The sequence below is a fragment of the Variovorax ureilyticus genome, from assembly GCF_050632185.1.
Taxonomy (GTDB): domain Bacteria; phylum Pseudomonadota; class Gammaproteobacteria; order Burkholderiales; family Burkholderiaceae_C; genus Variovorax; species Variovorax ureilyticus_A.
This window is the reverse complement of the sequence record NZ_CP192579.1, coordinates 1265983-1290864: the sequence shown is the minus strand read 5'-3', so window position 1 is coordinate 1290864 and position 24882 is coordinate 1265983. Positions and strand designations below refer to the sequence as shown.

Annotated in this window: 24 protein-coding genes and 4 pseudogenes; 10 read left to right on the top strand and 18 right to left on the bottom strand. The window is 66.2% G+C overall.

Annotated elements, in window-relative coordinates; translation table 11 throughout:
* Nucleotides 1–954 (bottom strand): histone deacetylase family protein, encoded by a 954-nt coding sequence (locus ACQ858_RS06375; protein WP_431275908.1) that lies wholly within the window; start codon nt 952–954, stop codon nt 1–3.
* A 73-nt stretch (nt 955–1027) separates the two neighbouring features.
* Here ACQ858_RS06375 and ACQ858_RS06370 point away from each other — a divergent pair, with 73 nt between their 5' ends.
* From ACQ858_RS06370 to ACQ858_RS06345, 6 genes and pseudogenes are all read left to right on the top strand, one after another.
* On the top strand, nt 1028–1948 hold the full coding sequence (locus ACQ858_RS06370; protein WP_431275907.1) for an AAA family ATPase: 921 nt from the start codon (nt 1028–1030) through the stop codon (nt 1946–1948).
* A complete protein-coding gene (locus ACQ858_RS06365) occupies nt 1945–2952 on the top strand; it encodes a DUF58 domain-containing protein (RefSeq protein ID WP_431275906.1) in 1008 nt (335 codons plus the stop codon). The genes ACQ858_RS06370 and ACQ858_RS06365 overlap by 4 nt, the downstream gene beginning before the upstream one ends.
* Nucleotides 2946–4933: pseudogene (locus ACQ858_RS06360) on the top strand (transglutaminaseTgpA domain-containing protein). Before ACQ858_RS06365 ends, ACQ858_RS06360 begins: the two are co-directional and overlap by 7 nt.
* Before the next feature lie 67 nt (nt 4934–5000).
* Complete coding sequence (gene mltB, locus ACQ858_RS06355) at nt 5001–6089, top strand: lytic murein transglycosylase B (RefSeq protein WP_431275905.1); 1089 nt, start codon at nt 5001–5003, stop codon at nt 6087–6089.
* On the top strand, nt 6089–6709 hold the full coding sequence (locus ACQ858_RS06350; protein ID WP_431275904.1) for an HD domain-containing protein: 621 nt from the start codon (nt 6089–6091) through the stop codon (nt 6707–6709). The genes mltB and ACQ858_RS06350 overlap by 1 nt, the downstream gene beginning before the upstream one ends.
* A 24-nt stretch (nt 6710–6733) precedes the next feature.
* Entirely contained in the window at nt 6734–7147 is a 414-nt protein-coding gene (locus ACQ858_RS06345) for a PaaI family thioesterase (RefSeq protein WP_431275903.1), read from the top strand.
* A gap of 18 nt (nt 7148–7165) precedes the next feature.
* Here the strand turns inward: ACQ858_RS06345 and ACQ858_RS06340 are convergent, their stop codons facing one another.
* Both ACQ858_RS06340 and ACQ858_RS06335 read right to left on the bottom strand, forming a co-directional pair.
* Nucleotides 7166–7576 carry an SRPBCC family protein gene (locus ACQ858_RS06340; protein ID WP_431275902.1) on the bottom strand — a complete coding sequence of 137 codons (411 nt, stop codon included), beginning with the start codon at nt 7574–7576 and terminating at the stop codon, nt 7166–7168.
* A 135-nt stretch (nt 7577–7711) separates the two neighbouring features.
* Nucleotides 7712–8410 (bottom strand): succinate dehydrogenase iron-sulfur subunit, encoded by a 699-nt coding sequence (locus ACQ858_RS06335; RefSeq protein ID WP_431275901.1) that lies wholly within the window; start codon nt 8408–8410, stop codon nt 7712–7714.
* A gap of 128 nt (nt 8411–8538) precedes the next feature.
* Between ACQ858_RS06335 and ACQ858_RS06330 the strand changes: the two genes are divergently transcribed.
* Nucleotides 8539–8940: a hypothetical protein gene (locus ACQ858_RS06330; protein WP_431275900.1), complete on the top strand. Its 402-nt coding sequence runs from the start codon at nt 8539–8541 to the stop codon at nt 8938–8940.
* A gap of 6 nt (nt 8941–8946) precedes the next feature.
* Here ACQ858_RS06330 and ACQ858_RS06325 read toward each other — a convergent pair whose 3' ends face one another.
* The 6 genes and pseudogenes from ACQ858_RS06325 to ACQ858_RS06300 form a co-directional block, all read right to left on the bottom strand.
* Nucleotides 8947–10308 (bottom strand): sigma-54-dependent transcriptional regulator, encoded by a 1362-nt coding sequence (locus tag ACQ858_RS06325; protein WP_431275899.1) that lies wholly within the window; start codon nt 10306–10308, stop codon nt 8947–8949.
* 8 nt (nt 10309–10316) lie between these two features.
* Nucleotides 10317–11513 carry a sensor histidine kinase gene (locus tag ACQ858_RS06320; RefSeq protein WP_431275898.1) on the bottom strand — a complete coding sequence of 399 codons (1197 nt, stop codon included), beginning with the start codon at nt 11511–11513 and terminating at the stop codon, nt 10317–10319.
* The gene (locus tag ACQ858_RS06315) at nt 11438–12109 is read right to left on the bottom strand and encodes a hypothetical protein (protein WP_431275897.1); all 672 of its coding nucleotides are present in this window, start codon (nt 12107–12109) and stop codon (nt 11438–11440) included. Before ACQ858_RS06315 ends, ACQ858_RS06320 begins: the two co-directional genes overlap by 76 nt.
* Before the next feature lie 90 nt (nt 12110–12199).
* Nucleotides 12200–13542: pseudogene (locus tag ACQ858_RS06310) on the bottom strand (dicarboxylate/amino acid:cation symporter).
* Between the two features lie 344 nt (nt 13543–13886).
* Nucleotides 13887–14294: pseudogene (locus tag ACQ858_RS06305) on the bottom strand (Hsp20/alpha crystallin family protein).
* A gap of 16 nt (nt 14295–14310) precedes the next feature.
* Nucleotides 14311–14763 carry an Hsp20/alpha crystallin family protein gene (locus tag ACQ858_RS06300; protein ID WP_431275896.1) on the bottom strand — a complete coding sequence of 151 codons (453 nt, stop codon included), beginning with the start codon at nt 14761–14763 and terminating at the stop codon, nt 14311–14313.
* Nucleotides 14764–15171: 408 nt separating this feature from the next.
* Here ACQ858_RS06300 and ACQ858_RS06295 point away from each other — a divergent pair, with 408 nt between their 5' ends.
* Entirely contained in the window at nt 15172–15411 is a 240-nt protein-coding gene (locus ACQ858_RS06295; protein ID WP_431275895.1) for a hypothetical protein, read from the top strand.
* 15 nt (nt 15412–15426) lie between these two features.
* Here the strand turns inward: ACQ858_RS06295 and ACQ858_RS06290 are convergent, their stop codons facing one another.
* The 4 genes and pseudogenes from ACQ858_RS06290 to ACQ858_RS06275 all read right to left on the bottom strand — a co-directional run bounded on the left by ACQ858_RS06290 (nt 15427) and on the right by ACQ858_RS06275 (nt 19850).
* A complete protein-coding gene (locus ACQ858_RS06290; protein ID WP_431275894.1) occupies nt 15427–16383 on the bottom strand; it encodes a fasciclin domain-containing protein in 957 nt (318 codons plus the stop codon).
* Between the two features lie 107 nt (nt 16384–16490).
* Nucleotides 16491–17380 (bottom strand): annotated as a pseudogene (locus ACQ858_RS06285) (class I SAM-dependent methyltransferase).
* A 344-nt stretch (nt 17381–17724) separates the two neighbouring features.
* On the bottom strand, nt 17725–18516 hold the full coding sequence (locus ACQ858_RS06280) for a DUF1365 domain-containing protein (RefSeq protein ID WP_431275893.1): 792 nt from the start codon (nt 18514–18516) through the stop codon (nt 17725–17727).
* On the bottom strand, nt 18513–19850 hold the full coding sequence (locus tag ACQ858_RS06275) for an NAD(P)/FAD-dependent oxidoreductase (RefSeq protein ID WP_431276804.1): 1338 nt from the start codon (nt 19848–19850) through the stop codon (nt 18513–18515). The genes ACQ858_RS06280 and ACQ858_RS06275 overlap by 4 nt, the downstream gene beginning before the upstream one ends.
* A gap of 74 nt (nt 19851–19924) precedes the next feature.
* Between ACQ858_RS06275 and ACQ858_RS06270 the strand changes: the two genes are divergently transcribed.
* Nucleotides 19925–20665, top strand: coding sequence for a sigma-70 family RNA polymerase sigma factor (locus ACQ858_RS06270; protein WP_431275892.1), 741 nt, complete (start codon nt 19925–19927; stop codon nt 20663–20665).
* Nucleotides 20666–20972: 307 nt separating this feature from the next.
* Nucleotides 20973–21314 (top strand): cupin domain-containing protein, encoded by a 342-nt coding sequence (locus ACQ858_RS06265; RefSeq protein ID WP_431275891.1) that lies wholly within the window; start codon nt 20973–20975, stop codon nt 21312–21314.
* Between the two features lie 6 nt (nt 21315–21320).
* On the opposite strand, the gene ACQ858_RS06260 is transcribed toward ACQ858_RS06265, so the two are convergent.
* Genes ACQ858_RS06260 through ACQ858_RS06240 form a run of 5 tightly spaced genes read right to left on the bottom strand, consistent with a single transcriptional unit; the run spans nt 21321 to nt 24850 of the window.
* On the bottom strand, nt 21321–21785 hold the full coding sequence (locus ACQ858_RS06260; RefSeq protein WP_431275890.1) for a DUF2177 family protein: 465 nt from the start codon (nt 21783–21785) through the stop codon (nt 21321–21323).
* Entirely contained in the window at nt 21782–22426 is a 645-nt protein-coding gene (locus tag ACQ858_RS06255) for a DUF6134 family protein (RefSeq protein ID WP_431275889.1), read from the bottom strand. Before ACQ858_RS06255 ends, ACQ858_RS06260 begins: the two co-directional genes overlap by 4 nt.
* On the bottom strand, nt 22423–23223 hold the full coding sequence (locus tag ACQ858_RS06250) for a DUF1295 domain-containing protein (protein ID WP_431275888.1): 801 nt from the start codon (nt 23221–23223) through the stop codon (nt 22423–22425). Before ACQ858_RS06250 ends, ACQ858_RS06255 begins: the two co-directional genes overlap by 4 nt.
* Nucleotides 23220–23810: a DUF2878 domain-containing protein gene (locus ACQ858_RS06245; protein WP_431275887.1), complete on the bottom strand. Its 591-nt coding sequence runs from the start codon at nt 23808–23810 to the stop codon at nt 23220–23222. The genes ACQ858_RS06250 and ACQ858_RS06245 overlap by 4 nt, the downstream gene beginning before the upstream one ends.
* Nucleotides 23807–24850 carry an SAM-dependent methyltransferase gene (locus tag ACQ858_RS06240; protein ID WP_431275886.1) on the bottom strand — a complete coding sequence of 348 codons (1044 nt, stop codon included), beginning with the start codon at nt 24848–24850 and terminating at the stop codon, nt 23807–23809. Before ACQ858_RS06240 ends, ACQ858_RS06245 begins: the two co-directional genes overlap by 4 nt.
* Between the last annotated feature and the right edge of the window lie 32 nt (nt 24851–24882).

Here is a 24882-nt window from a genome sequence, read left to right as displayed (position 1 = left end):
CTACAAATCGGCCAGCACCCTCAGATGTTCTTCCACGCTGCGCGCCAACGCATCGAGGTTGTAGCCGCCTTCGAGCGTTGAGACGATGCGGCCCTGCGCATGGCGGCGGGCCACATCGACGATGCGGCCGGTGATCCAGCCGAAGTCGTTCTCGTTGAGCTTGAGCTGTCCGAGGTCATCCTCGCGATGCGCGTCGAAGCCCGCACTCACGAAGATCATCTGCGGCTTGAATTCTTCGAGCCGCGGCATCCAGCAGGCCTCGATCAGCTCGCGCACGTCCATGCCGCGCGTGTACGCCGGCACCGGCACGTTGAGCATGTTCGGCGCCGGATGGTCCGTGCCGCTGTACGGATAGAACGGGTGCTGGAAGATGCCCACCATCACCACGCGCGGGTCGTTGCTGAGGATGTCCTCGGTGCCGTTGCCGTGGTGCACGTCGAAATCCACGATCGCGACCCGTTCGAGCCCGTGCTGCTCGAGTGCATGCCGCGCAGCGATCGCAACGTTGTTGAAGAAGCAGAAGCCCATCGCCTTGTCGCGGCAGGCGTGATGGCCCGGCGGCCGCACTGCGCAGAAGGCGTTGTCGACCTGGCCGGCGATCACCGCATCGGTCGCCGCAATGGCGGCCCCGGCGGCACGGCGCGCGGCCAGCACGGTGAAGCGGTTCATTGAGGTGTCGGGATCGATCTGCGCGTGATCCGGTCCGCCGGCGGGCTCGTCCTCGATGAGGCGCTGGCTCAGCGTTTCGAGATGCTCCATGTGCGCCACACTGTGCGCGCGCGTGATCTGCGGCAGCGTGGCCAGCGGCACCTCGCCGCGTTCGAGTGCGTCGCCGACACCGGTGACGAGCAACCGGTCCTCGATGGCATCGAGCCTCGCGGGGCATTCCGGATGCCCCGGTCCCATCTCGTGTCTCCAGCAGTCGCGGTGTGTGAAATAGCCTGTTTTGCCCATGGTCGTTCTTCGCCAAGGCCTTGCGCCACAGGGGCCGCGAGGCTTAGGGTATGGTTTGCATATGGATACAAAAATGGACGTTGCCGCGAAGCTCGCCAGTTTGCTCGGGCAGCTTAACACGGTGATCGTCGGCAAAGAGGCCCAGGTGCGCGACTGCGTGGCTTGCCTGCTGGCCGGCGGCCACCTGCTGATCGAGGACGTACCGGGCGTCGGCAAGACCACGCTGGCGCACGCGCTGTCGCACACCTTCGGGCTGCAGTTCTCGCGGGTGCAGTTCACCGCCGACCTGATGCCCGGCGACCTGTCGGGCGTCGCGATCTACGACCGCGGCAAGCAAAGCTTCGTCTTCCACCCCGGCCCGATCTTTGCCCAGGTGCTGCTGGCGGACGAGATCAACCGCGCCAGCCCCAAGACACAAAGCGCGCTGCTCGAAGCCATGGAGGAAAAGCAGGTGACCGTCGAAGGCGAGACCCGCCCGCTGCCGACGCCCTTCTTCGTCATCGCGACGCAGAACCCGCACGAACAGCTCGGCACCTTCGCCCTGCCCGAATCGCAGCTCGACCGCTTCCTGATGCGCATCTCGCTCGGCTACCCCGACCGTGCGGCCGAACGCGAACTGCTGGCCGGCGCCGACCGCCGCGACCTGCTCGCGGGCCTGCCGGCCCTGCTCAGCGCCGGCGAGCTCACCGCCCTGCAGCAGCGCGTGCTGCAGGTGCACGCGGCAGAGCCGCTGCTCAACTATGTGCAGGACCTGATCGCCGCGACGCGCTCCGGCCGCTGGTTCCTGCAGGGCCTGTCGCCGCGCGCGGGCATCGCGGTGCTGCGTGCGGCCAAGGCGCAGGCGCTGCTCGCCAACCGCGACTACGTGGCGCCCGACGACGTGCAGGCGGTGCTGCCGCAGACCATCGCCCACCGCCTCACGCCGGTCGGCGACGCGGGCCGGGGCGCGGTCGAGCAGGTGCGCGCCATGATCGCGGCGGTGCCCTTGCCGTGAGCTCGCCGGCGCCCGCTCGCAGGTGGGTCGCGCATCCGTTCGCGCCGCTGCGGTCCCGCATCGACCAGTGGTTCCTGTCGCGCCGCGCGCCATCCGACACGCTCGAGCTCACGCAGCGCAACGTCTACATCCTGCCGACCCGGGCCGGCTGGATGCTGGCGGCGACCCTGCTGCTCCTGCTGGTCGGTTCGATCAACTACCAGCTCAACCTCGGCTACCTGCTGACCTTCCTGCTCGCGGGCTGCGTGGCGGTCGGCATGCACGTGTGCCACGGCACCCTGCGCGGGCTCGCGATGCGGCTGATGCCGCCCGAGCCGCAGTACGCCGGGTCGGCCGCGGTGTTCCGCATCGTGCTCACCAACACCCGCCGCAGCACACGCTACGGCATCGGCTTCGCGGTGCACCGCAGCGGGCAATGGTCATGGAGCGACGTGCCGGCGCAAGGCAGCGCCATAGTCGAAGTCGCCTTCAAGCCCGAGCGGCGCGGCCTCCATGCGGTGCCCACGCTGACGGCGGAAACGCGCTTTCCGCTCGGCACTTTCCGCGTCTGGTCGATCTGGCGGCCCGCCGCGCAGGTGCTCGTCTACCCCGCGCCCGAACCGAACCCGCCACCGCTGCCCGAAGCCGAGCCGCTGGCCGGCCCGAGCGCCGCCATCGCGATGCGCGCGCACATTGCGGGCGAATACGACGGCGTGCGCGCCTACCGCCGGGGCGATTCGCTCAAGCTCGTCGTGTGGAAGCGCGCCGCGCAGGCGCAGGCCGCCGGCTCCGATGAACTGGTCAGCCGCGACACGCTGCAGGCCCAGCGCTCGCAGCTCTGGCTCGACGCGCAGCACACCGGCCTGGCCGACGCCGAAGCGCGCCTGTCGCGCCTTAGCGCCTGGGTGCTGATGGCCGACCATCTCGGCGTGGACTACGGCCTGCGTGCGGGCGGTCGCATCGTCGAGCCTTCGCTGGGCGAGGCGCACAAGCGGCAATGCCTGGAAGTTCTGGCGCTATGTTGAGCAAGCTCCAAGCCCTGCCGAGGGACGCGCGGGACACCCTCTTCCTGCTGTCGGTCATCGGCCTCATCCTCCTGCCGCAGGTGCCGAACCTGCCCTGGTGGTGCAGCCTGCTCGCGGCCATCGTGCTGGTCTGGCGCGGCGCGCTCGCGGTCCAGGCCAGGCCGCTGCCCAGCAAATGGTGGCGCGTCGCACTGCTCGCGATCACGCTGATCGCCACCTACGCGACGCACCGCACGCTGCTCGGCCGCGATGCGGGCGTGACGCTCGTCGTGATCCTGCTCGCGCTCAAGACACTGGAGTTGCGCGCGCGGCGCGACGCCTTCGTCATCTTCTTCCTGGGCTTCTTCACGATGCTCACGAACTTCTTCTACTCGCAATCGCTGCCGACCGCGTTCGCGATCCTGCTTGCGCTGCTGGGGCTGCTGACCGCGCTGGTCAACGCCCACATGCCCGTCGGCCGGCCGCCGCTCGCACAGGCGGCCCGCACCGCCGGGTCGATGGCGCTGCTGGGTGCGCCGATCATGGTGGTGCTCTTCCTGCTGTTCCCGCGCCCGGCGCCGCTCTGGGGCGTGCCGGGGGACGCGATGGCCGGGCGAACCGGCCTGTCGGGCACGATGCGCGTCGGCACCGTCGCGGAACTCGCGATGGACGACGGCATTGCCGCGCGCGTCAAGTTCGACGGCGACCGCATCCCGGCGCGATCGAGCCTCTACTTCCGCGGCCCGGTGCTCTCGCAGTTCGACGGCCGCGAATGGAAGGCTGCGCCCGCGTTGGGACAACAGGCCGTGCCGGGCCTGCAGACGCGCGGAGCGCCGGTGGGCTACGAAGTCACGCTCGAACCGTCCAACCGGCCGTGGCTCCTCACGCTCGAAGCCACCCCCATGCGCCGGAGTTGCCGGAATACACGCTGCTCGGCACCTCCGATCTGCAATGGCTCGCAAGCCGTCCCTTCGGCGATCTCGTGCGCTATCGCGCCGAAAGCTTCACCCAGTTCCAGTACGGCCCCCTGCGCCGCACCCGTGCGATGCAGGCCTACGTGGCGCTGCCGCCGGGCACGAACCCGCGCACCGTCGAGCTCGCCGCCGAAATGCGCCGCGACCCGGCGCTGGCCGGCGCATCGACGCACGCGCTGGTGCAGAACGTACTGCAGCGGCTTCGCACCGGCGGCTATTCGTACACGCTCGAACCCGGCGTCTACGGCGACGACACCGCCGACGTGTTCTGGTTCGACACCAAGGCCGGTTTCTGCGAGCACATCGCCTCGGCCTTCGTGGTGCTGATGCGCGCGCTCGACATTCCCGCGCGCATCGTCACCGGCTACCAGGGCGGCGAACTCAATGCGGTCGACAACTACTGGGTGCTGCGCCACAGCGACGCCCACGCGTGGGCCGAGGTGTGGCAGGAAGGCGTGGGCTGGACCCGCGTCGATCCCACGGGCGCGATCTCGCCCGACCGCGTCGGCCAGTTCCGCCGTCTCGCGACCAAGCCGGGGATCATCACCGAGGCGTTCGAGGCGATCACGCCGTCGCTCGCGATCAACCTGCGCGCCACCTGGGAAGCGATCAACAACGGCTGGAACCAGTGGGTGCTCAACTACACCCAGAGCCGGCAGCTCAACCTGCTCAAGAACATCGGCTTCGAGGCGCCGAGCCTGCAGGACCTCATCCTCGTGCTGCTCGTTCTCCTGGTCGTCGCGAGCCTCGCGGGCGCCGGCTGGACCTTGTGGGAACGCAGCCAGCACGACCCGTGGCTGCGCCTGCTCGCGCAGGCCCGCGCGCGCCTCAAGCGAGCCGGCATCGACGTGCCCGAGGCCACGCCGCCGCGCCAGATGGCCGCGCGCCTCGCCGAGCGCTTCGGCACCGAGGCGCAGGCGGCGCAGGACTGGCTGCTGCGCCTCGAAGCCCAGCGCTACGCGAAATCACCGGCGGCCGCGCTGCCGGCGCTGCGCGCCGAATTCCGCCGGATCGCCTGGCCGCACTGAACGGCCGCGCTGAAACCACATGTGACCTTCATCCGAGGCGTGCCGCGCGGACGGCACAATCCACGCGATGCCACGCCCCCTACCCTCTGCGCTTTCCCACGCACTCTTCGCGGCCCTGCTTTGCGCCGCCACCCTCCTGCCCTGCACGCCGTCCACTGCGCAGGCGGCGCCTGACAAGCGCAATGCGCCTTCGCGCGGCATCCCGTATTCAACCCGCGAAGACGCGATGCAGTTCGCCGATGAAATCGCCGCGCGCCGCAATCTCGACCGCGTCTGGGTACGCACCACCATCGGCAACGCCAAGCTTCTACCCAACGTGCCGCGCCTGATGCTGCCGGCGCCCACCGGCACACCGAAGAACTGGTATGCCTACCGCAGCCGCTTCATCGATCCGGTGCGTATCCAGGCCGGCGCCCGCTTCTGGCGCAATAACGCGGCCACGCTCGCGCGGGCCGAAGCGGAGTTCGGCGTGCCGGCCGAAATCATCGTCGGCATCATCGGCGTCGAAACCATCTATGGGCGCAACATGGGGAGCTTCCGCGTGATCGATGCGCTCGCCACGCTGGCCTTCGACTTTCCGCAGGAACATCCGCGCGCCAGCGAGCGGCAGGCCTTCTTCCGCGCCGAACTCGAAAGCTTCCTCAGCACCGAAAGCCGCACCAACGAAAACCCGCTGCTCCCGCTCGGCAGCTATGCCGGCGCGATGGGCATGCCGCAATTCATGCCCAGCAGCATCGCCAAGTACGCGGTCGACTACGACGGCGACGGCCGCATCGACCTCGTCAACAATCCCGTCGACGTGATCGGCTCCGTGGCCAACTACTTCAAGGCCTTCGGCTGGCAACCCGGCATGCCGCCGATCTTCCCGGTGAGCTTCGACGAATCGCGACTGCAGAAGGGGGTGCTGCTCGGCCCGGACATCGTGCCCACCTTCAGCGCCGACGCCTTCGTCGCGGGCGGCGCGGTGCTCCAGGGCGAAGCATTGCAGTTCAAGGGCCTGCTCGCGCTGATCGAACTGCAGAACGGCGGCGACCCGCCGAGCTACGTGGCCGGCACGCAGAACTTCTACGTGATCACCCGCTACAACTGGAGCAGCTACTACGCGATGTCGGTGATCGAGCTCGGCCGCGAAGTGCGCGCCGCGATGGAGAACTGATGGACGAAGCCGCGCTGTACGGCTCGTGGGTCCAGGCCTGGCGCACGCTCGGCATCGGATCGCCCGATGAGGCGCTGCAGGACGAACTGCTGGCCGCGCACTGCGAGGCGCATCGCGCCTACCACACGCTCCAGCATCTCGGCGAATGCCTCGCACTGCTGGAGACGCACCGCGACAACGCGCAACGCCCGGCCGAAGTCGCGCTCGCCCTGTGGTTTCACGACGCGATCTACGACGTGCACCGGCATGACAACGAGGAACGCAGCGCCGAATGGGCCCGGCGCGCGATGCAGGGCGCTGGCGCCGCGCCCGACGCGGCCGACCGCGTGCACGCGCTCGTGATGGCCACCCGCCACGATGCGGAGCCCGTCGGGGCGGATGCGCGGCTTCTGGTGGACATCGACCTCGCGATCCTCGGCGCACCGGCCGATCGCTTCGCGGAATACGAAAGGCAGATCCGCATCGAATACGCGCATGTGCCGGCCGAGGTCTTCGAAACACGACGCCGCGAAATCCTCGCCGGCTTTCTCGCGCGCGATCCGCTGTACCTCACTGCACCGATGCGCGAACGCTTCGAAGCGGCCGCGCGCGCCAACCTCAAGCGCGCGGTCAGGCGCTAGACACATCCAACAGCAAACACCTCCATGAACGACGATCTCGACGAACGCATCCGCTCAGGCAAAGCGCTGAGCGAATCGATGGGCAATTTCCACGTAACCGGATGGGACCCCGAACGCAAGGTGCTGAGCGCCGCCTTCACGATTCGGCGCGAGTACTGCCACACGAACGGGACGATCGCCCAAGGCGGCTTCATCACCGCGTGGCTCGATGCGGCGATGGCGCATGCCGTGATGCACGAGTCCGATCACAAACAGACCGTCTTCAGTCTGGAGATCAAGGTCAGCTTCTACGAAAAGGTCGGCCCCGGCGAGGGCCGCGCGGAAGCACGCATCATCCGGCGCGGCAAGCGGGTCGCCTTTCTCGAAGCCTCGCTCTACAACCCGCAGGGCAAGCTGGCGGCGGAGGCGACGTCGACGGGGATGCTGGCTGACCTTTAGGGTCGAGCAGAACGCCGCCTACGGCTTGTTCTTCTCAACGTACCGCGCGAAGTTGTCCAGGATCGCTTGCCACCCCTGGCGCTGATGCTCGACCGGAAAGGTCGTCTCGGGATCGAAAGCCACGCGCACCTTGACGCCATCGGGGCCATCGATGAACTCGACCTGCGCAGTACGGTCACCAAAGGAATATTCGATCAGGGCCTGCGGCACGATCTTCGTGTAGATGCCGGCGAAGTCGAAGCCCATGCTGCCGTCCTTGGCCTCCATGCGCGACGAGAAGGCCCCGCCTTCGCGCAAGTCCACCGCGGACGCCGTGGTGTGCCAATCGTCGGACGCAGCGTTCCACTGCTTGATGTCTTCGGGGGTGGTGTAGGCGCTCCAGACTTGGGTGATGGGGGCGGAGACGGTGGTTTCGACGGTGAGTTTCATGGGGCCTGTCAGGTCAGAGGAAAACCAGATGCTGATCGATTCCTCGCATGCGGGCAACGGGTGTTCCCTTGCTCTGCGAGTTCGATGGCCACCCGCCGCAGGTCAAAGCAAGTTTCTGGTTCTGTCGCGATGGCTTCAGATACCTCGGCGCACCATCATCTGCTTGATCTTCCCGATCGCCGCAGCAGGGATCAGACCCTTGGGGCAAACGTCGACGCAGTTCAGGATGTCCCTGCAGCGGAACAGGCGGTAAGGGTCCTGAAGGTTGTCAAGGCGCTCTTCGGTCGCCTGGTCGCGGTTGTCGGCGAGGAACCGGTAGGCTTGCAGCAGACCCGCGGGTCCTACGTACTTGTCGGGATTCCACCAGAAGCTCGGACAAGCGGTCGAACAGCAGGCGCACAGGATGCACTCATACAAACCGTTCAGTTCATCGCGTGCCGCAGGAGACTGCAGCCGCTCGCGATCGGGCGGTGGATCGTCGTTGATGAGGTAGGGCTTGATCGAGTGGTATTGCGCAAAGAACTGCGTCATGTCCACGATCAGGTCGCGGATCACCGGGAGGCCGGGCAGCGGCTTCAGGACCACCGTTCGCGGAAGCGAGCGCATGTTGGTCAGGCATGCGAGTCCGTTCTTGCCATTGATGTTCATGGCATCCGAGCCACAGATGCCTTCACGGCATGAGCGCCGGAAGCTCAGACTCGGATCGATGGCTTTCAGCTTGATGAGTGCGTCGAGCAACATCCGCTCCCCATCCCCGACCTCGGTTTCGAAGATCTGCATTCTCGGCCTGACATCAAGGTCCGGGTCGTAGCGGTAGATGCGGAAGGTGTGCATGACGGCTCTTTCTGATCCTGGTCCAGACGCGAACCTTGCGAAGGTCGATGGCGCTCGGGCCATCGATTGCACAAGCGGCGCGCACTAGGCCAAACTTGAGTATTTACAGCTCGTGGCCGGAGTTCTCCATGCCTGACAAGAAGCCAGACTCTAAAGATCGCTCACATCAACGTCAAACGGTCTCCGCCGGAAGGGAGGGTGATCGCAAGGTGAAGGCGTCGGGCATCCATGCAAATCTTGCCCCTGAGAACGAATCAGAGATCAGCCCGCCTTTGAGCGACGCCGAGTTGGTACAACTGCGCGTTCGCGTCATCGCGCTGGAGAACATCGTGATAGCCCTTCTCGCACAGGCGCCAGAGCGTCAGTTGGAGCTTGCCCGCGAGATGGCGGTCTACATCTCTCCCAGGCAGGGTTTCACGCCCCATCCGATGACCGTGCATGCGGCCGCCGAGATGCACAGTCTTGTGAAACGAGCCGATGCTTTCCGATCCGGCGAGCAAAGTGGGTGGGATGGGGTAAGGAAGGAGTGAATCGTATTACTTGAACTCGTCCGCGGAGATGCCGAACCTGCGCAGCTTGTCGAACAGCGTCTGGCGCGCAATCGCAAGCGCGGTGGCGGTCGCGGTCTGATCTCCACGATGCCGTCGAAGTGCCTCGAGGATGACCGCACGTTCAAAGGACTCCACCTGCTGCGGCAGGCCGCGAGGAAGTCCGTCCGGCGCCTCTCCCGCACCGCGCAACTGGGTGAGACGTTCCCCCAGCAGGCCCAGGACGAACCGATCGGCCACGTTGCGCAGTTCGCGCACGTTGCCAGGCCATGCGTACGCCATGAGGTCGCTCAACTGGGCGCTGCTCAACAGCGGCGCCGCGCGGTCATATCGGCTGGCCGCGAGCAGCGTGAAGTGCTCGAACAATAGCGGGATGTCTTCGCGACGTTCGCGCAGCGGCGGCAGCTCGATCACGGCGACACCGATGCGGTAGTACAGGTCGGCCCTGAACTTCTGCTGGTCGCTCAGCGACTTGAGGTCTTCCTTGCTGGCGGCCACCACGCGGCAATCGAAGGGGATGGGCTTGTTGGATCCGATGCGCTCGATGCTGCGTTCTTGCAGCGCCCGCAGCAGCTTGATCTGCACGACCATCGGCATGCTTTCGATCTCGTCGAGAAACAGCGTACCGCCGTGGGCGTACTCGAACCTGCCGACTCGCATTCGGTTCGCACTCGTGAAAGCGCCCGCTTCGTGCCCGAAGAGTTCGCTCTCTGCGAGTGCTTCGGGCAGTCCGCCGCAATTGAGCGGCACGAAGTGCTTGTGCCGCCGATCGCCGTAGTCGTGAAGGCAGCGCGCGACAAGTTCCTTGCCGGTCCCGGTCTCGCCGTAAATGAGAACGTCCGCCGATGTTCCGGCCAAGGTCATGACCGTCGCGCGGACTTGCTGCATCTGCGCGGAATGCCCGATCAGTACGCTCTGGATGCCGCTCCAGTTGTCGAGCGCGTCGCGCAGCGCGCGCACTTGCAGCGTCAATTGCCGTCGCTCCACGGCGTGGCGCACCGTGGCAATCAGGCGTTCTGACGTGAAGGGTTTCTCGACAAAGTCGTATGCCCCCTCGCGCATCGCCTGCACAGCCATCGCGATGTGGCCGTGACCCGTGACAAGAATCACTGGCAGTTCCGCGTCGATGGCGCGGATTTCGAGCAGCCAGTCCACTCCGCTCGATCCAGGCAAGCGTACGTCGCAGACCACGACGACAGGGGCGCCGGAACTGATGTGCGCGCGTGCCCGTTCGACGCTGGGAAATGACTCGACCTCGAAACCGGCCAGGCCGAGCGCCTGTGCCGTGCTCTGTCGTACGTCATCGTCGTCCTCGATCAGCAATACATGAATGGCGATGGACTCTTTCACTTTCTTTTTCACTCCTGGCCCGCGGCGATCGGAAGATCGACGGTAAAGCACGCGCCACCCGCTTCGCGATTGGTCGCTCGAAGCGAGCCGCCGGCGGCAAGCACCAATTGTGACGAGATGACCAGACCCAGGCCCAGGCCGACGCCGGCCGACTTGCTGCTGACGAAGGGCTCGAAGAGCCGCGGCAGGATGTCCGCGCGAATTCCCGGACCGGTATCGCTGACGGTCAGGATCACGCGATCGTCCTGAACCCTCGCAGCGATTCGCAGGTTCCGCAGTGGGGCGTCCTGCATGGCGTCGATCGCATTGCGCATCAGGTTGACGAGCAGGCTTTCCATCGCCGCCGCATCGGCCATCACGCTGAGCCCTTTCGGCTGAACGTCGACCTCGACGTTGACGGCGCGAGCTTTCGCTTCGGCGTCGACGACGGTCTGCGCATCGGCGATGCTTCGCGCCAGGTCCACCGGCGCGCGCGGCGCGTCGCTCTTGTGCGCGAAGGTCTTCAGCTGGGAGGTCAGCCGTGCGAGTCGATCCACCATGCCCGCAATGCGACGGAGATTGCCGCGCACGTCATCAGGGCGATCCTGATCGAGAAGAATGCCCGCGCTGTCCGACAGCGTGCGAAGCGCCGTGAGCGGCTGGTTCAGCTCGTGGACCAGGCTCGCCGACATCTGGCCCAGGGCCGACATCTTGCCGGCATGCACCAGCTCGTTCTGGGCCGCTCGGAGCTGCGCAGTCCTTGCGACGACGGTCGTTTCGAGGTTGTCATGCGCCGCCTGCAGGGCGGCCTGGTTCGCGAGTTTCTGGCGCACTGCGCGCCGGCGCTGCCACAGCGCCACTGCCACCAGCAGCAATACCGCCATGGCCAGGCTTGCCGTCATCGCCGCGTAGCGCGCTGTCGATCGAACCGGGGCCAGGTCATCCAGCACGATCAGCCGCCAGGGCGCGGCCTGAAGTACGCGCGTCGATGCGAGACGCGTCCGGCCATCGAGCGCAATGATCTGCGCATCGTCGTCGAGCGCATTCACCACGGTCCAGCGAAGCGGCCGCAGGTCCGCGTCGCCATAGGGGCGGGATCGCGAAACCTCGTCGCGCTGTCCTTCGCCCAGCGGCGCCAGGGGCCTGAACTTCAGATCCTCGCGCGTGGACAGGATGACGACCCCCGCTCGTCGATCAGCAACACGTCGCCGGGCAGCTTGCGCCATGCATGCTCCGCTTCCTCGAGATTGACCTTGACCGCCACGACGCCGCCCACGTGCGTGCCGCGGCGCAATGCATACGAGAGGTAGTAGCCGGGCCTTCGGCTGGTGATGCCTATGCCGTAGAAGCGGCCACGCCCCTGCTTCAGCGCGTCGATCACGTAGGGGCGGAACGAGAGATCCTGGCCGACGGTGGTTCCGGGCTTGTCCCAATCCGATGCGGCGAGCGAGGTTCCACCGGCATCGAGCAGATAAAGCATCTCGGCACCGACGGTGGCGTTGACCCCGTCGAGGTAGCGGTTGACGGTGTCGCGAAGTTGCGCATCGGATGGCGTATCGAGCAGCGCCGGAACGACCGGCGTCATCTGCAACAAGGCAGGCAGATAGTCGAAGCGGGCCAGGTCGGCACCCAAGCCCGTGGACAGCATGTCGAGCCGGTGTGCTGCCGCCTCGTGCAGGCTCCGCAAGCCGGCCTGCAGTGCGACCTGATGTCCAATGGAGGCGGCCGCCGCGATCAGGGCCAGCGCACCGATCCACCGCAGCCATCCACGCCTGCGGTTCGATTGCTTCTGGTGCGATGGAGGGGCGGCCGCTGTCGACATGCGCCATATATGGCACAAGGGATGGCGGGCCGCATCAGTGGGAATCCCGTTCTGCTTCATGGACGCCGGCACCTCGCGGTGCGGTCGCGCTCAGCGCGCCGGGCTCGTGGGCATGTGCGCCACGATGGGGTCGAGGACGCGCTCGGGGTCGTCGGATTCGGCGCCTGTCTCCTGGTCGAGGTGCCGACGCATCTGCTCGGTATCGAGGTCGCCCGTCCACTTGGCGACGACGAGGGTGGCCACACCGTTGCCGATCAGGTTGGTCAGTGCACGCGCCTCCGACATGAACCGGTCGATGCCGAGAATCAGCGCCAGCCCGGCCACCGGCACATGGCCGACTGCGGAGAGCGTGGCCGCGAGCACGATGAAGCCGCTGCCCGTGACGCCTGCGGCGCCCTTCGACGTGAGCAGCAGCACCAGCAGCAGAGTGACCTGCTGGCCGAGCGTCATCGGCGTGTTGGTGGCCTGCGCGATGAACACGGCCGCCATCGTGAGGTAGATCGAGGTGCCGTCCAGATTGAACGAATAGCCCGTGGGAATCACCAGGCCGACGACCGACTTCTTGGCCCCCAGGTTCTCCATCTTGGCCATCATGCGCGGCAGTGCGGCCTCGCTGGAGGACGTTCCGAGCACGATCAGCAGCTCTTCCTTGATGTACCTGATGTACTTCCAGATCGAGAAGCCGTGGAGCCTCGCGATCGTGCCGAGCACGACGAAGATGAAAAACAGGCAGGTGGCATAGAAAGTCGCCATCAACGCACCGAGAGAGACCAGCGAGCCGACACCGTATTTGCCGATTGTGAACGCCATTGCACCGAATGCGCCGACGGGGGCGACCTTCATGATGTAGCCAACGATGGAGAACAGCACGTGCGAGAACTTCTCGATGAAGTCGAACACCAGCGTGCCGCGCCCCCGAACTTGTGCAGCGCGAAGCCGAACATCACGGCGATCAACAGGACCTGCAGAATCTCCCCCTTGGCGAAGGCATCGACCACGGTGTTGGGAATGACGTTGAGGAGAAACTCCGTCGTCGTCGCCATCTTGCCGGGCCCGGTATACGCGGCGATGGCTTTGGTATCGAGCGTGCTCGCGTCGACGTTCATGCCCACGCCGGGGCGCACCAGGTTGATGATCACCAGCCCCACGATCAGTGCAATGCTGCTGACGATCTCGAAATACAGCAACGCCATGCCGCCTGTCTTGCCCACCTTCTTCATGTCTTCCATGCCGGCGATGCCCACCACCACGGTGCAGAAGATGATCGGCGCGATGATCATCTTGATCAGCTTGATGAAGCCGTCGCCCAGCGGCTTCATCGCCTCGCCGGTAGCGGGATAGAAATGTCCAACCGCCACGCCGATGACGATGGCGGTGACGACCTGGAAATAGAGTGACTTGTAGAAGGGTTTGGGCGCGGATGAATGGTCCATGGGGTCTCCTTTGTAGGCATTGACGCTCGATGGCGTGCGGTGACCCCTGGCCAGTGCAACGGATGTGCCATGCCGCATCGGCGGCATCGGCCGGGCTAAGTCTTTGATTTGTCAGGGATTCCCATGCGCGTGCTGCGACCCCTTTGCCGGACGCCCGGAACTTGGCTTGACAGGCTGTCCGGCCGACCGGACTGGAATCTCCGTGCAAACCCTAGGTTTGCCGGCGCTCGTGCAAATCTTTCAGGCCCGCCTCGCAAAAAGAGCGCGCGCAAGGCCTCAGGCCTGACGAGCGGCGCACACCGGACGCCAGAGACGGCTGGAAGGCATGCGCCGCCCGGCGCCGCTCACGCCGCGCGAACCTCGATGCGGCGTGGTTTCGCGTGCTCCAGTTTGGGAATGCACAACTTCAGCACACCATCGGCCAGCTCTGCCGTGACTTTCTGCGTGTCCAACTCGGAACTGAGCGTGAAGGTCCTGTGGAAGCGACCGAACCCGACCTCGGTATGGCTCGACTGGAGGCCCTCGGGCAGGCGGAGGTCGATCTCGGCGTCGATGGTTAGCGTTCCCGCCTATACCTGCAGATTCAGTCTGTCCCGCGAGACCCCTGGAAGGTCGGCGTAGAGCGTGATGCCGCTGGCATCCTCGATGACGTCCACCGGCGGCATGAGAGCGGAGTCCCTGTAGCGCGCCTCATTGCTCTGCGCATTCGCGGTGGCCGCCGGCGCACGTTCCTGGTTGCGAACATCGTTCATTTCCGGGCTCCTTTCCTCATTGGATGGCAATGCGGCGAGGGCGGGCCGCGGCACGCCGCTGGACTGTGATGTGCAGTACGCCGTCACGGTACTTGGCCTCTACGGCGTCGGGGTCGGCGTCGTCGGGCAGGCTGATGACACGGCGGAATCTGCCCGACAGTCTCTCGTTGATGTGCACGGCGACGGCGTTTCCCTTGGCCGGACCCTCCGCCTCGGGCAGGCTGGACTTGCGGGTTCCGGCAAGGGTCAGCAGCCCGCGGTCGAGGGTGATTTCCAGGTCAGCCGGGTCGAGCCCGGGCGCAAAGGCATAGACCTCCACGGTCTGAGGTGTTCCGCCCACGTTCAGGGCCGGGAAGCCGCCGCGGCCGAAGCCACGGATTGTGGGTGAGAGATCGAAGGCCTGCTGCATCTCGCGCTGCAGGCGATCCATCTCGGCGAACATGTCGCGAGGAAACAGGGATCGATACATGGCGAATACCTCCATTCAGGTTGAACGAAGCGCCGGAGGCGTCCTTCCAGCGCTTCCGGTTCCCGACATAGGGTCGGCCAAAAATGGTTTCAAGAGGCAGCACTGCCAATCCTCCCCGACCCAATCAGGCAACTTGTCGAGGGCAACAAAAGGCAAAAATTTTGTCGGCCGGTGTCGCACTCTTGATCTGCCAACGGGCAGGCGCTATCTATCGCTCGCTTTGGTCATTGTTGAAAAAGGAGGTTGTCAAATGGCCATGGACCTGCTCAGACAGCTTGCCGGCAGCTCGTTGCCGGCGAGCTTCGGCCTACCAGGAGACACACCGCCCATGCGAGCGGTCCGGTCGTCCTGGTGGAAAGCCAGAAATTCCGCAGGCGATTTCCGTCGTGTGCCGTGATGGAGGCGACTATGCGAGACGCATGTTCAGATCCGATCATCTACCGCGACTTCTCCATCGCGATCAACGTCGAAAGAGCCGGTGACCGCGTCTTCGGCCATGCCGACCTCTTTGCGGCGAATGAGCTCAAGGGCCGCATCTCCCTCGGGAGCGCAACAAAGCGACCTCGGGAAGTGCGTGAGAAGCTGCGCTGTCTGGCCAAAGCCAAGGTGGACGTCTGGGCCACGGTCGAGGCAGCGAGCCGTCATTGAGCCGATCATCGCGAATCAGGACGGCAAGAGCACCTTGTCGATCAAGTGAACCACACCGTTCGTGTTGAAGATGTCCGTCGCGGAAATGCCCGAAGTCCGTCCACGCTGATCGATGATCTGCAGGCTGCTGTTGATGATGATGCTCTGGCCTTGAACTGTCGCGATCGGCGAGTTGAGCGGAATCTCGGCCTTGAGAACCCGCTTTGAAAGCACGTGATAGGTGAGCACCTTGGTCAGGAGCGCCTTGTCGGCCAAGAGTGCGTCCTTGGTGATGCCAAGTTCGGACAGAAGCGCGACAAAGGCGTCGTTCGACGGCGCGAAGACGGTGAACGGCCCGGGCCCCTTGAGGGTCGCCACGAGATCTGCGGCGACGACGGCTTCGACGAGGATGCTCAAGCTGGGCACGCCCTGTGCTGTTTGCACGATGTCCTTGTCGGCAGGCAGCAGGACTCGATCGATGACATGAACGACCCCGTTCTGCGCCGGGATGTCTGTCGCGATGATGTTCGTGACGCGGTTGCGGCCATCGGTGATGCGCGCGCTGGCGTCTTGTGTCTCGATCTTGAAGAATCCGCCACCGACCGGCTCGATCGCCTTGCCGGAAGGAATGTCCGCCTTGCGAACGGCCGCGTTGAGCACGTGATATTTCAGGACTGCGGTCAGGAGCGCCTTGTCCGCAAGAAGCGCGTCCTTCGTGGTCCCCAGCTCTCCGAGCAGCGCCGCAAATGCGTCATTGTTCGGCGCAAACAGCGTCAACGGGCCAGCCGCCGAAAGTGTGCTCGTCAGGTCCGCCTTGCTGACGGCTTCGGACAGAACACTGAGGTCTGAACGGGAAGCCACGACCTGCGCAAGGTTCGGCTGCGCGAGCGCGCCGAGCCCTTGGCTGCCCCCGCCTCCTCCGCAGCCTGCCAAGGCAACACTGCCTCCCAAGGAACCAATGAGGACTGCGCGACGCGTGAGACCGATGTTCATGAGCTACTCCTGTTGCTGACGAATGAGAAACAACTGGAGACCGCGCGCTCCGCGGCTTCCGGCCGGTTCTACGTATCGGCTGGCCGCACGGACTTTTGGTGAAAACCCTATCGCGCTACCTTCGCGGCATGACGCACGACGTAGAGTCCCACGTCGACTCGACCCGACCGGAAGCCCGCCTCGCAATAGCAGAGGTAGTACTCCCACAGGCGACGGAACGAAGCGTCGAAACCTGCCGACGCGACCGCCTCCTGCGCCTGGAGGAAACGCTCGCGCCAATGGCAGAGCGTCGCGGCGTAGCTCTTGCCGAAGGTCGCTGCGCGCTCGATCGTCAACCCCGCCCCTTTCGCTTGCGACTGCAGGGCGCCCCAGGACGGCAACATGCCGCCAGGAAAGACGAAGCGCTGAATGAAGTCGGCGCGCTCGCTGTAGCGGTCGAAGTGCTCGTCCGCGATCGTGATCACCTGGAGCACCGCGTGGCCGCCCTGGCGCAGCCGCTCGCGAAGCACCCGGAAATAGTCCGGCCAGAAAGCCTGACCCACGGCTTCGAGCATCTCGATGGAGACGATGCGGTCATAGGTGCCGCGCACGTCACGGTAGTCCTGCAGCCGCAGCTCTACCGAGGCCTGCATGCCCTCGTCATGGATGCGTCGGCGCGCATGGGCGAGCTGTTCGCCCGACAGCGTGAGGCCGGTCACACGCGCGCGATGGCCGTGTGCGATGGCAAGCGCCAGCGCCCCCAGCCGCAGCCGATTTCGAGTACGGCCGAGCCCTCCTCGGGCTCCAGCAGATCGAGGATGCGTGCCATCTTGGCGGCTTGTGCCTCTTCGAGCGATTCGCTCCCGCTCGCGTAGATGCCGCTCGAATAGTTCAGCTCGGCATCGAGCCAGAGCTTGTAGAAGTCGTTTCCCAGGTCATAGTGAAACGCGATGTTGTCGCGGCTCCCTCTGCGCGTGTTTGCCCGCAGCAGATGGCGAAGTCGGTCGGCGCATCGCATGGCCCAGGAGCCGTCGACGCCTGCGCCCAGATGCGCCTCGTTCTCCAGCGCGAGCGCCATCACCGCAAGCAGATCGGGACTCGACCAGTCACCGTCCCGATACGAGCGCGCGAGGCCGATGTCGCCGTTGGTCATGAGCCGCAGCAAGGCGCGCCAGCGATGAAGAAAGACGACCGCCTGCGGTCCCGGGCAGACGCCCTGGACGTCGATGCATTGGCCGTTCGGAAATGCGATCCGCAGCGTCCCCACGCGCAGCCCGCGTGTCAGCTTCTCGATCCATCGCTGCAGGGGATGAACAAGCCGTTGGATGGGCGCCGGGACGGATGGCGAAATATTCGATGGCGTCATTCAATGTGTCCGGATTTGATGATCGTGACTTCGGTCGGCGGGGCTCCCGGATTGGCACGCGGGCGCAATCCCTTGAGCCAGAGCCACATCGCCTCCCAGTGGATCGCGACGATGACCTTGAGCGTGACGAAGGGAAAGAAGACCAGGGTGCGCAGCAGCGCAAGGTCGTTCAGCGGTTGCCGCCGAGCGTCGAGGACGGCGGTGAGCACCGTTCCGCCGAGGTCGCTTGCCGTGACCCCCACGCGCAGGCTCTCCTTGTCGGGCCGCGGCGGGTCGATGTCGAACCGGTAGCGCATGTCCAGGTCCAGGAACGGAGAGACGTGCAGCTGCTTCGCGCAATGCTGCACGATGTGCTCGGGCCGGTCCGCCGCGCCATTCACCTCGATGAGATAGGTGTGCCTCGCGCCGAACGTGTTGTTCACTTCGTAGAGCACGGCATGCAGCACGCCGTCGGGGCGATGGCAGAAATACACGTTCAAGGGATTGAAGGCATAGCCGAGCAGACGCGGCATGGTCAGCAGATGGATCGCCCCCTCGGCGCTCAGACCCGAGGCCCGCAAGAGCTGCTCCACGCGGGCGCGCAGGGCCCCGCCATCGCCATAGTCGCGCTGCCGAAGGCTGAAGACGTTGAAGCGGTCGAGCGAGAACAGACGCAGCCGCCTGGAGAGCGCCGGCAGTTCGTCCAGATCCACGAGGAGCCAGAACACGCGATACCGCAGTCGATGCGCCACAGGGCGCAGGCGCCGGTGCATCACGCTGCCGGCATAGAGTGCGGAGCCGCCGCTCACGTGATCGACGCCGGTGGCGCCTGCAGATGAATCCTGCCGGACTCGCTGGCCACTCGCCACGGTCGGCGCACGCCGCCGAGCGCCTCCGCCACGGCAAGTCCGGCCTGCAGTCCGTCCTCGTGAAAGCCCGACCCGAAGTAGGCACCGCAGAACCAGATCCGCCGCCGCCCCTGCATGGACCACAGCTCGCGCTGGGCGCGGATCGCGGCCGCATCGAAAAGCGGATGCTCGTAGACCTCGGTGCGCAGGACCTGCCGGGCCTGCGGCTCCCGAGAGGGGTTGAGCGTGAGAAAGAGCGGACCCACGCCGGGCAACTGCTGCAGGCGGTTCATCCAGTAGCTGACGCACGGCGCGGCGACGGCGGCGCTGTTCGAGATGTAGTTCCAGCTCGACCACACCGCGCGACGCCCGGGCATCAGCGCGGGATCGGTGTGCAGCACTGCATGGTTGCGGCTGTAGCCGAACGCGCCGAGCAACCGGCGCTCGGTGTGCGTCGCATCGGCCAGGAGTCGAAGTGCCTGGTCGGCATGGGTGGCGACCACGACATGATCGAAGGTCTCTGGCGGGCCGCTTTCGGTGCGCACCTCGGCGCCATGGGCGGTCGCGCGCACCTGCATCGCCGCGCATCCGAGCCGCAGGCCCGGACCCAGCGCACCCGTCAGCGCCTGGACATAGCGGCGGCTGCCGCCTCGAACCGTCCGCCACGCCGCTCGATCGCCGAGCTTGAGCAATTGATGGTTTTCGCAGAAGCGCACGAAGGCTTCGGTCGGATAGGCGCCGATGCGCGACGCCGGCGCGGACCAGATCGCAGCGGCCATCGGGTACAGGTGATCTTCCCGAAACGCGCGACCGTAGCCGCGCAGCCGCAGGTAGTCGTCCAGCGCCATCAAGCCGAAGCGATCGGCATCGGCAGGCGCCTGCCGGTAGAAGCGCACGAGGTCGCGCAGCATGGACCAGAACCGTCGGTCGAGCATATTGGCCGGCTGCGCGAACAGGCCGCGCAGGCCCGAGCCCGAGTACTCCAGCCGCCCGCCGTCCATGCTGACTGCGAAGGACATGTCGGAGCTGTCGGTGGCGACCCCCAAGTGCGCGAAGAGCGCCGTGAGATTCGGATACGCCGCCTCGTTGTAGACGATGAAACCCGTATCCACCGGCACGGCCTCTCCCGAGGCATCCGGAACCTCCACCGTATTGCTGTGACCGCCCGGTCGGCTGTCGGCCTCGAACACGGTGACGCGATGGCGATGCGACAACAGCCACGCCGCCGACAAGCCGGAGATGCCGCTGCCGATCACGGCGATATTCAACGCTCTGCCGGCGGTGGCCGGCGGCATCAGAGAGGTATCGCTCACGCGGAGCTTGGCGGTCAGGGTCATGGGCGATCTGGACTTGCTGTTGTTGCGCCTGCTTGTACGCAACCACGGCTCATTTGGATTCGTTCGGCTGCGGGTGCTGTGATCTAATTTGCCGGGCTCCACGTAAAGAGGGCATGACCAGCGCCCCGCAGCCATCGACGTCGAGCTCCACTGTTGCCGGGCAAAAGCCGCCGTGGCTGTCGATCGTGACCACGCATCACCTCTGGAGGGCCATGCCGACGAGCGAAGACCTCAACCGCCTCGCGCGGGCCGTGGCCCTCGAGGGCGATCGACAAGCCTTCGCCGCACTCTTTCGGCACTTCGCGCCACGCGTCAAGTCCTACCTCATTCTTGGCGGCACGGGTGAGGCCCTGGCCGAGGAACTGACCCAGGAAACGATGGTGAACGTGTGGCGCAAGGTCTCGAGCTTCGACCCCGGTCGCGCGAGCCTTTCGACCTGGATATTCACCATCGCGCGGAATCTGCGCGTGGACTATTTTCGGCGGCAAGATTCGCGAACGATCTACGGTGCGGACGAGGAGACGGAGGCCCAACCGGATGCGCAGCCCTCCCTTGACGAGCATGTCCTGGCACGCGAGCGCGAAACGCGGGTGCGGCAAGCCATGGACCGGCTGCCGGAGGAACAGGCGCTCATCCTGCGTCTTTCGTTCTTCGAAGAACGGCCCCATGCGCGCATAGCGGCCGAGCTGGGCATCCCGCTCGGAACCGTGAAGTCGCGCGTGCGCCTCGCCGTGAACCATCTTCGCCGTCTGCTCGGCGACATCCAATCATGATTCATCACCATCCAGCCGACGATCTGTTGCTCGGCCTGGCGGCGGGCAGCCTTGTGGGCGGAGCCGCCGTGCTGACGGCCAGTCACCTGGAAACCTGCGTGCATTGCCGCGAGCGCCTCGATGCGCTCCAAGCCGTGGGAGGCATCCTGCTCGCAGACCTGCCCCCGGCCGCTCTTGCGCCCGACGCACTTGCACGAACCATGGCGGCGATCGATGCGCCGTCACCCGCCAAGCCGCACGTACCACCAACGACACGGCTCCCCCTCCCCCGGAAGGCATGCGCTGGCCGCGCGCACTGGACGGCTGCATGGCGACCTCCTGGCGCTGGATCGGCCCCGGCATGCGCTGGAGCCGCGTGACGGTGCCGTCCGCCCCCGCCGCCAAGGTGTTCCTGCTGCGCATCGGCGCCGGCAGGAAGCTGGCGATGCACACGCATGCGGGCATGGAACTCACGCAGGTGCTGTACGGCCGATTCCACGATGGCCGCGATGTCTTCGGCGAGGGCGATTTCGACGAGACCGACAGCACCGTGCACCACCAGCCCGAAGTGCTGGCGTCCGGCGAATGCATCTGCCTGGCCTACGTCGGGGGCGAGATGGTGTTCAAGGGCATGGTGGCCCGCACGCTCGGCGCGCTCATGGGCATGTGAGCCCTTTCACCGGCCGGCGCCGCGCGGGCGGGGCCATTTCATCCCGGCGCGACATCCCGCCGCAGCGGAGATCGCGGTCAGGCACGTACCCCAGGCGAGATCGACGACAGTCACCTGCCAGGGCCAGCGAACGAGCGTCGCCTGATTGGTGAGGTCGTAAGTCGCGTAAGCCACCAGACCGAACATCGCGCCCCTGAACATCGCGACCTGCCAGCGCCGCTCGGTCAGGCCAGGGGCCACCGCGAACAGCACCACACCGGCCAGGTAGACGGCATAGAAGACCATCGCAGGCAGCACATCGAAGTGATCCGCCATCAAGTGGCCGATGGAGGCCCGGTAGAGCCTGTCGGCCATCAGCGTGAGCCACGCGGCATCAAGCGCCAGCATCGCAAGCGCGGATGCGGCGTAGGCCACGGCGAACTGCCTGACCGACAGATTCGCGCCCGACCGCAAAGCCGTCCGATTGCTCATTGCAGCCGATAGCTCAGTCTGCGGCCGCCCGCGACGGTGGAATCGAGCCCGATCCAATCGCCTTGCCTCGAATACCACACATCCAGCGGCGCGGCCGGCCCCTCGATGCGCCAGTGCTGCGCCACGACGGACTCGCCGCGCACGTCCAGCGCACCATCGCCGACCCGGTGGATCTGCACCCGCTCCTCCACGCCGCTCTGCGGGTTCAACAATCTCGTCTGCTGCCGCAGGGCCGGATTCCAGTAGGCGAACGTCATCGTGCAGCCGGGAAGCGAGCGCGAAGCGCCATTGACGGTGACGTCGAGCCGGCCGTTGTCGCCCGGCCGTGCGCGCACCTGCGACACCTTGCCGTCATCATCGGTGAATGTCGCGAGTTGCATGAGGCAATCGCCCCGCCACGACTCCGAAGCCCTGTGCCGATAACGGTACACGGGAATTCCCAGGAGCTTGACCACGAAGTCGGCTTCGCTCACCACCTGCCGCTCGTCCTCCGCGCGAGTCACGCTGAATCGGTGCTCGCCGATCGCCACGCCGTCGAGCAAGACCCGGAAGCGCCATTCGGCGGCTTCGGCGCCGCTGCTTCCCAGCGCGCAGGCCGCAGCGAGCGGCAACCACAGGGCTTTCGTGCATGCGCTTGTCATGTCGATGTCCTGCGCGGCGGCCCCGGCACGAAGGCGTTGGTGCGGGCGATGTAGTCGCGGTACGCGGGGCGGCGCTCGGCCAGGTCCTTCTCGAGCATGGCGACGCCCGAGACCTTCAGCAGGAGCACGGTCATGAGAAGCGGCGATGCGACACTCCATGCACCGGACCACCCTGCGCCCGACACGGCCATCAGCCACAGGCCCCACCAGACACAGGCCTCGCCGAAATAGTTGGGATGCCGCGTGAATCGCCAGAGGCCGCGATCCATCACTTTCCCGCGATGCCCGGCATCGGCCTTGAAGCGCGCGAGCTGCGCGTCGCCGACGGATTCGAAAACGATGCCGAAGACGGTGAGCGCGACACCCGCCGAATCGATCCAGCCCCACGGCGCTTTGCCGATCGCCCCGACCAGGAACGGCGCGGATACCACCCACGCAAGAACGGCCTGAAGCCCGAACACGAGATAGAGACTCTTCCAGCCGAACCCAGGCGCGTTGCGTTCGCGCAGCGCGCGATACCGCCGATCCTCGCCCTGGCCCCAGTTGCGGACGGTGAGGAAGATGCAAAGCCGCGCCGCCCAGACGATGCCGAGCCATGCCATGACGGGCACCCGCGTCGCCCCGGATGCCGGGAAGAGCGCCATCTGCAGCAACCCCGCGCCGCAAATGGCCGCAGCCCAGATTCGGTCTGCAAGGCTCGCATCGTGACGCGCCAGACTGGCGAGCCACGTCACCCACCCGAGCGCCAGACAAAAAGCCAGGCCCCACATCATCGGACGCAGCACAGCGATGCTCATGCGCCGCCCTCCGGCCGGCCCACGCCGTCGAGATTCATCGACAGCCAAACCAGTACCGGCATCACCAGGGCCCACGTCGTCGCGATCAGGAGCAGGGCCGGAACCGTCTCGACGAACCGGGCCGCACCGAGCCGCGCGCCCGCCGCAAACGACATCGGCCCGCCGAACGCGCCAAATGCGGAGGCCAGAAGCCAGCGGCCCCGCAACCATCGCAGCGAAACGTTCAGGCAAATCGAAAACAGCGCCCACATGGCGACGAGCCAGTACGGCGGCCACCCGCTGGGAGCGTCTCCGCACGAGGGGAAACTCACATAGCCGAACGCACCGTTCACCGTCTCCACGAAGAAGCCGAGAAGGGTGACCGCCGCCACGAGCCACGCCTCGCGCGCCGGCCTGTCGGCCAGCCCCAGATGCCACAACACCGCGCACGCAACGCAGAATGTGCTCCAGAGCGGAATGCAGTACGCGGCACCGAACACGGCGGCAAACCAGGCGGCCTGAAACATGGCAAGGTTCGCAAGCACCGCCGCACGCGTCAGTGCTCCGCCGCCGCTCACCACGCACGCAGTCACGGCAGGCAGCTTCACGCGCGCTTTCCGATGAGGTAGTGACCGACCCACCACTGCTGGCCCCCGGCGTAGCCGAACAGCTCCGCCACCGACATGAAGAAGACGCGCCACCGCGCCCACCACACCCGCGCATCCGCCCCGTAGACGGCGGCGAACAGCGGCTCGAGTGCGCGCCGGCTGGCATCCATGCGCCGCAACCATGCCTCTGCCGTGCGCTGGTAGTGCGTGCCGTCCCAGCGCCAGCGCCGCAGTACCCGCAGATCATCCTGGCAATGCAGCGCCAGATCGTCGCTCGGCATCATGCCGCCGGAGAAGAAGTAGCGGCTCATCCAGTCGCTCGCGTCGGCGTCGACGAAGGCATACGGCACCGTGCGGTGCACGAAGACGTGCATGAAGAACTGCCCCTCCGGCCGGAGCCAGCGCGCCACGTTCGAGAAGGCACGCGGCCAGTTGCGCAGGTGCTCGAACATCTCGACCGACACGATGCGGTCGAATCGATCTCCTGTGTCGAAGTCATTGATATCGCACGTGACCACGCGCACGTTGCCGAGGCCCCGCCGCTTCGCTTCCGCCTCGATGTACCGACGCTGCGAATGCGAGTTCGACAGCGCGGTGATCTGGCTTCGCGGATAGCACTTCGCCATCCACAGCGTGAGCGAGCCCCAGCCGCAGCCCAGCTCCAGCACCGACTGGCCGTCCCGCAGCCCGGCGCGCTCGCAGGTCATCCGCAGTGCGGCCGCCTCGGCATCCGCCAGCTCCGTCACGCCGTCGGGCCAGTAGCCGCAGCTGTACTTGCGGTGCGGCCCCAGCACGGCGCCGAAGAACTCGGGCGGCAGTTCGTAGTGCTGTTCATTGGCTTTGTCGGAGGACACGGCGATCGCGGCGGTGCGCATGTGCTCGACGAAGCGCTGCGTACGTTCGGCATCCTCGGCCGCGCGGCCGCTCCCCAAATCCGAAAGACGCGTCTTCAGGAGTCTCCGGATGCCCGCGCGGGTCACCCCGTCGGGCACGATGCCGAGCTCGACCCAGCCAATCGCCATGGCGGTGTTTGTTGTCATGCGCCATCTACGCAGCGAGCGGGGTGCTCGGA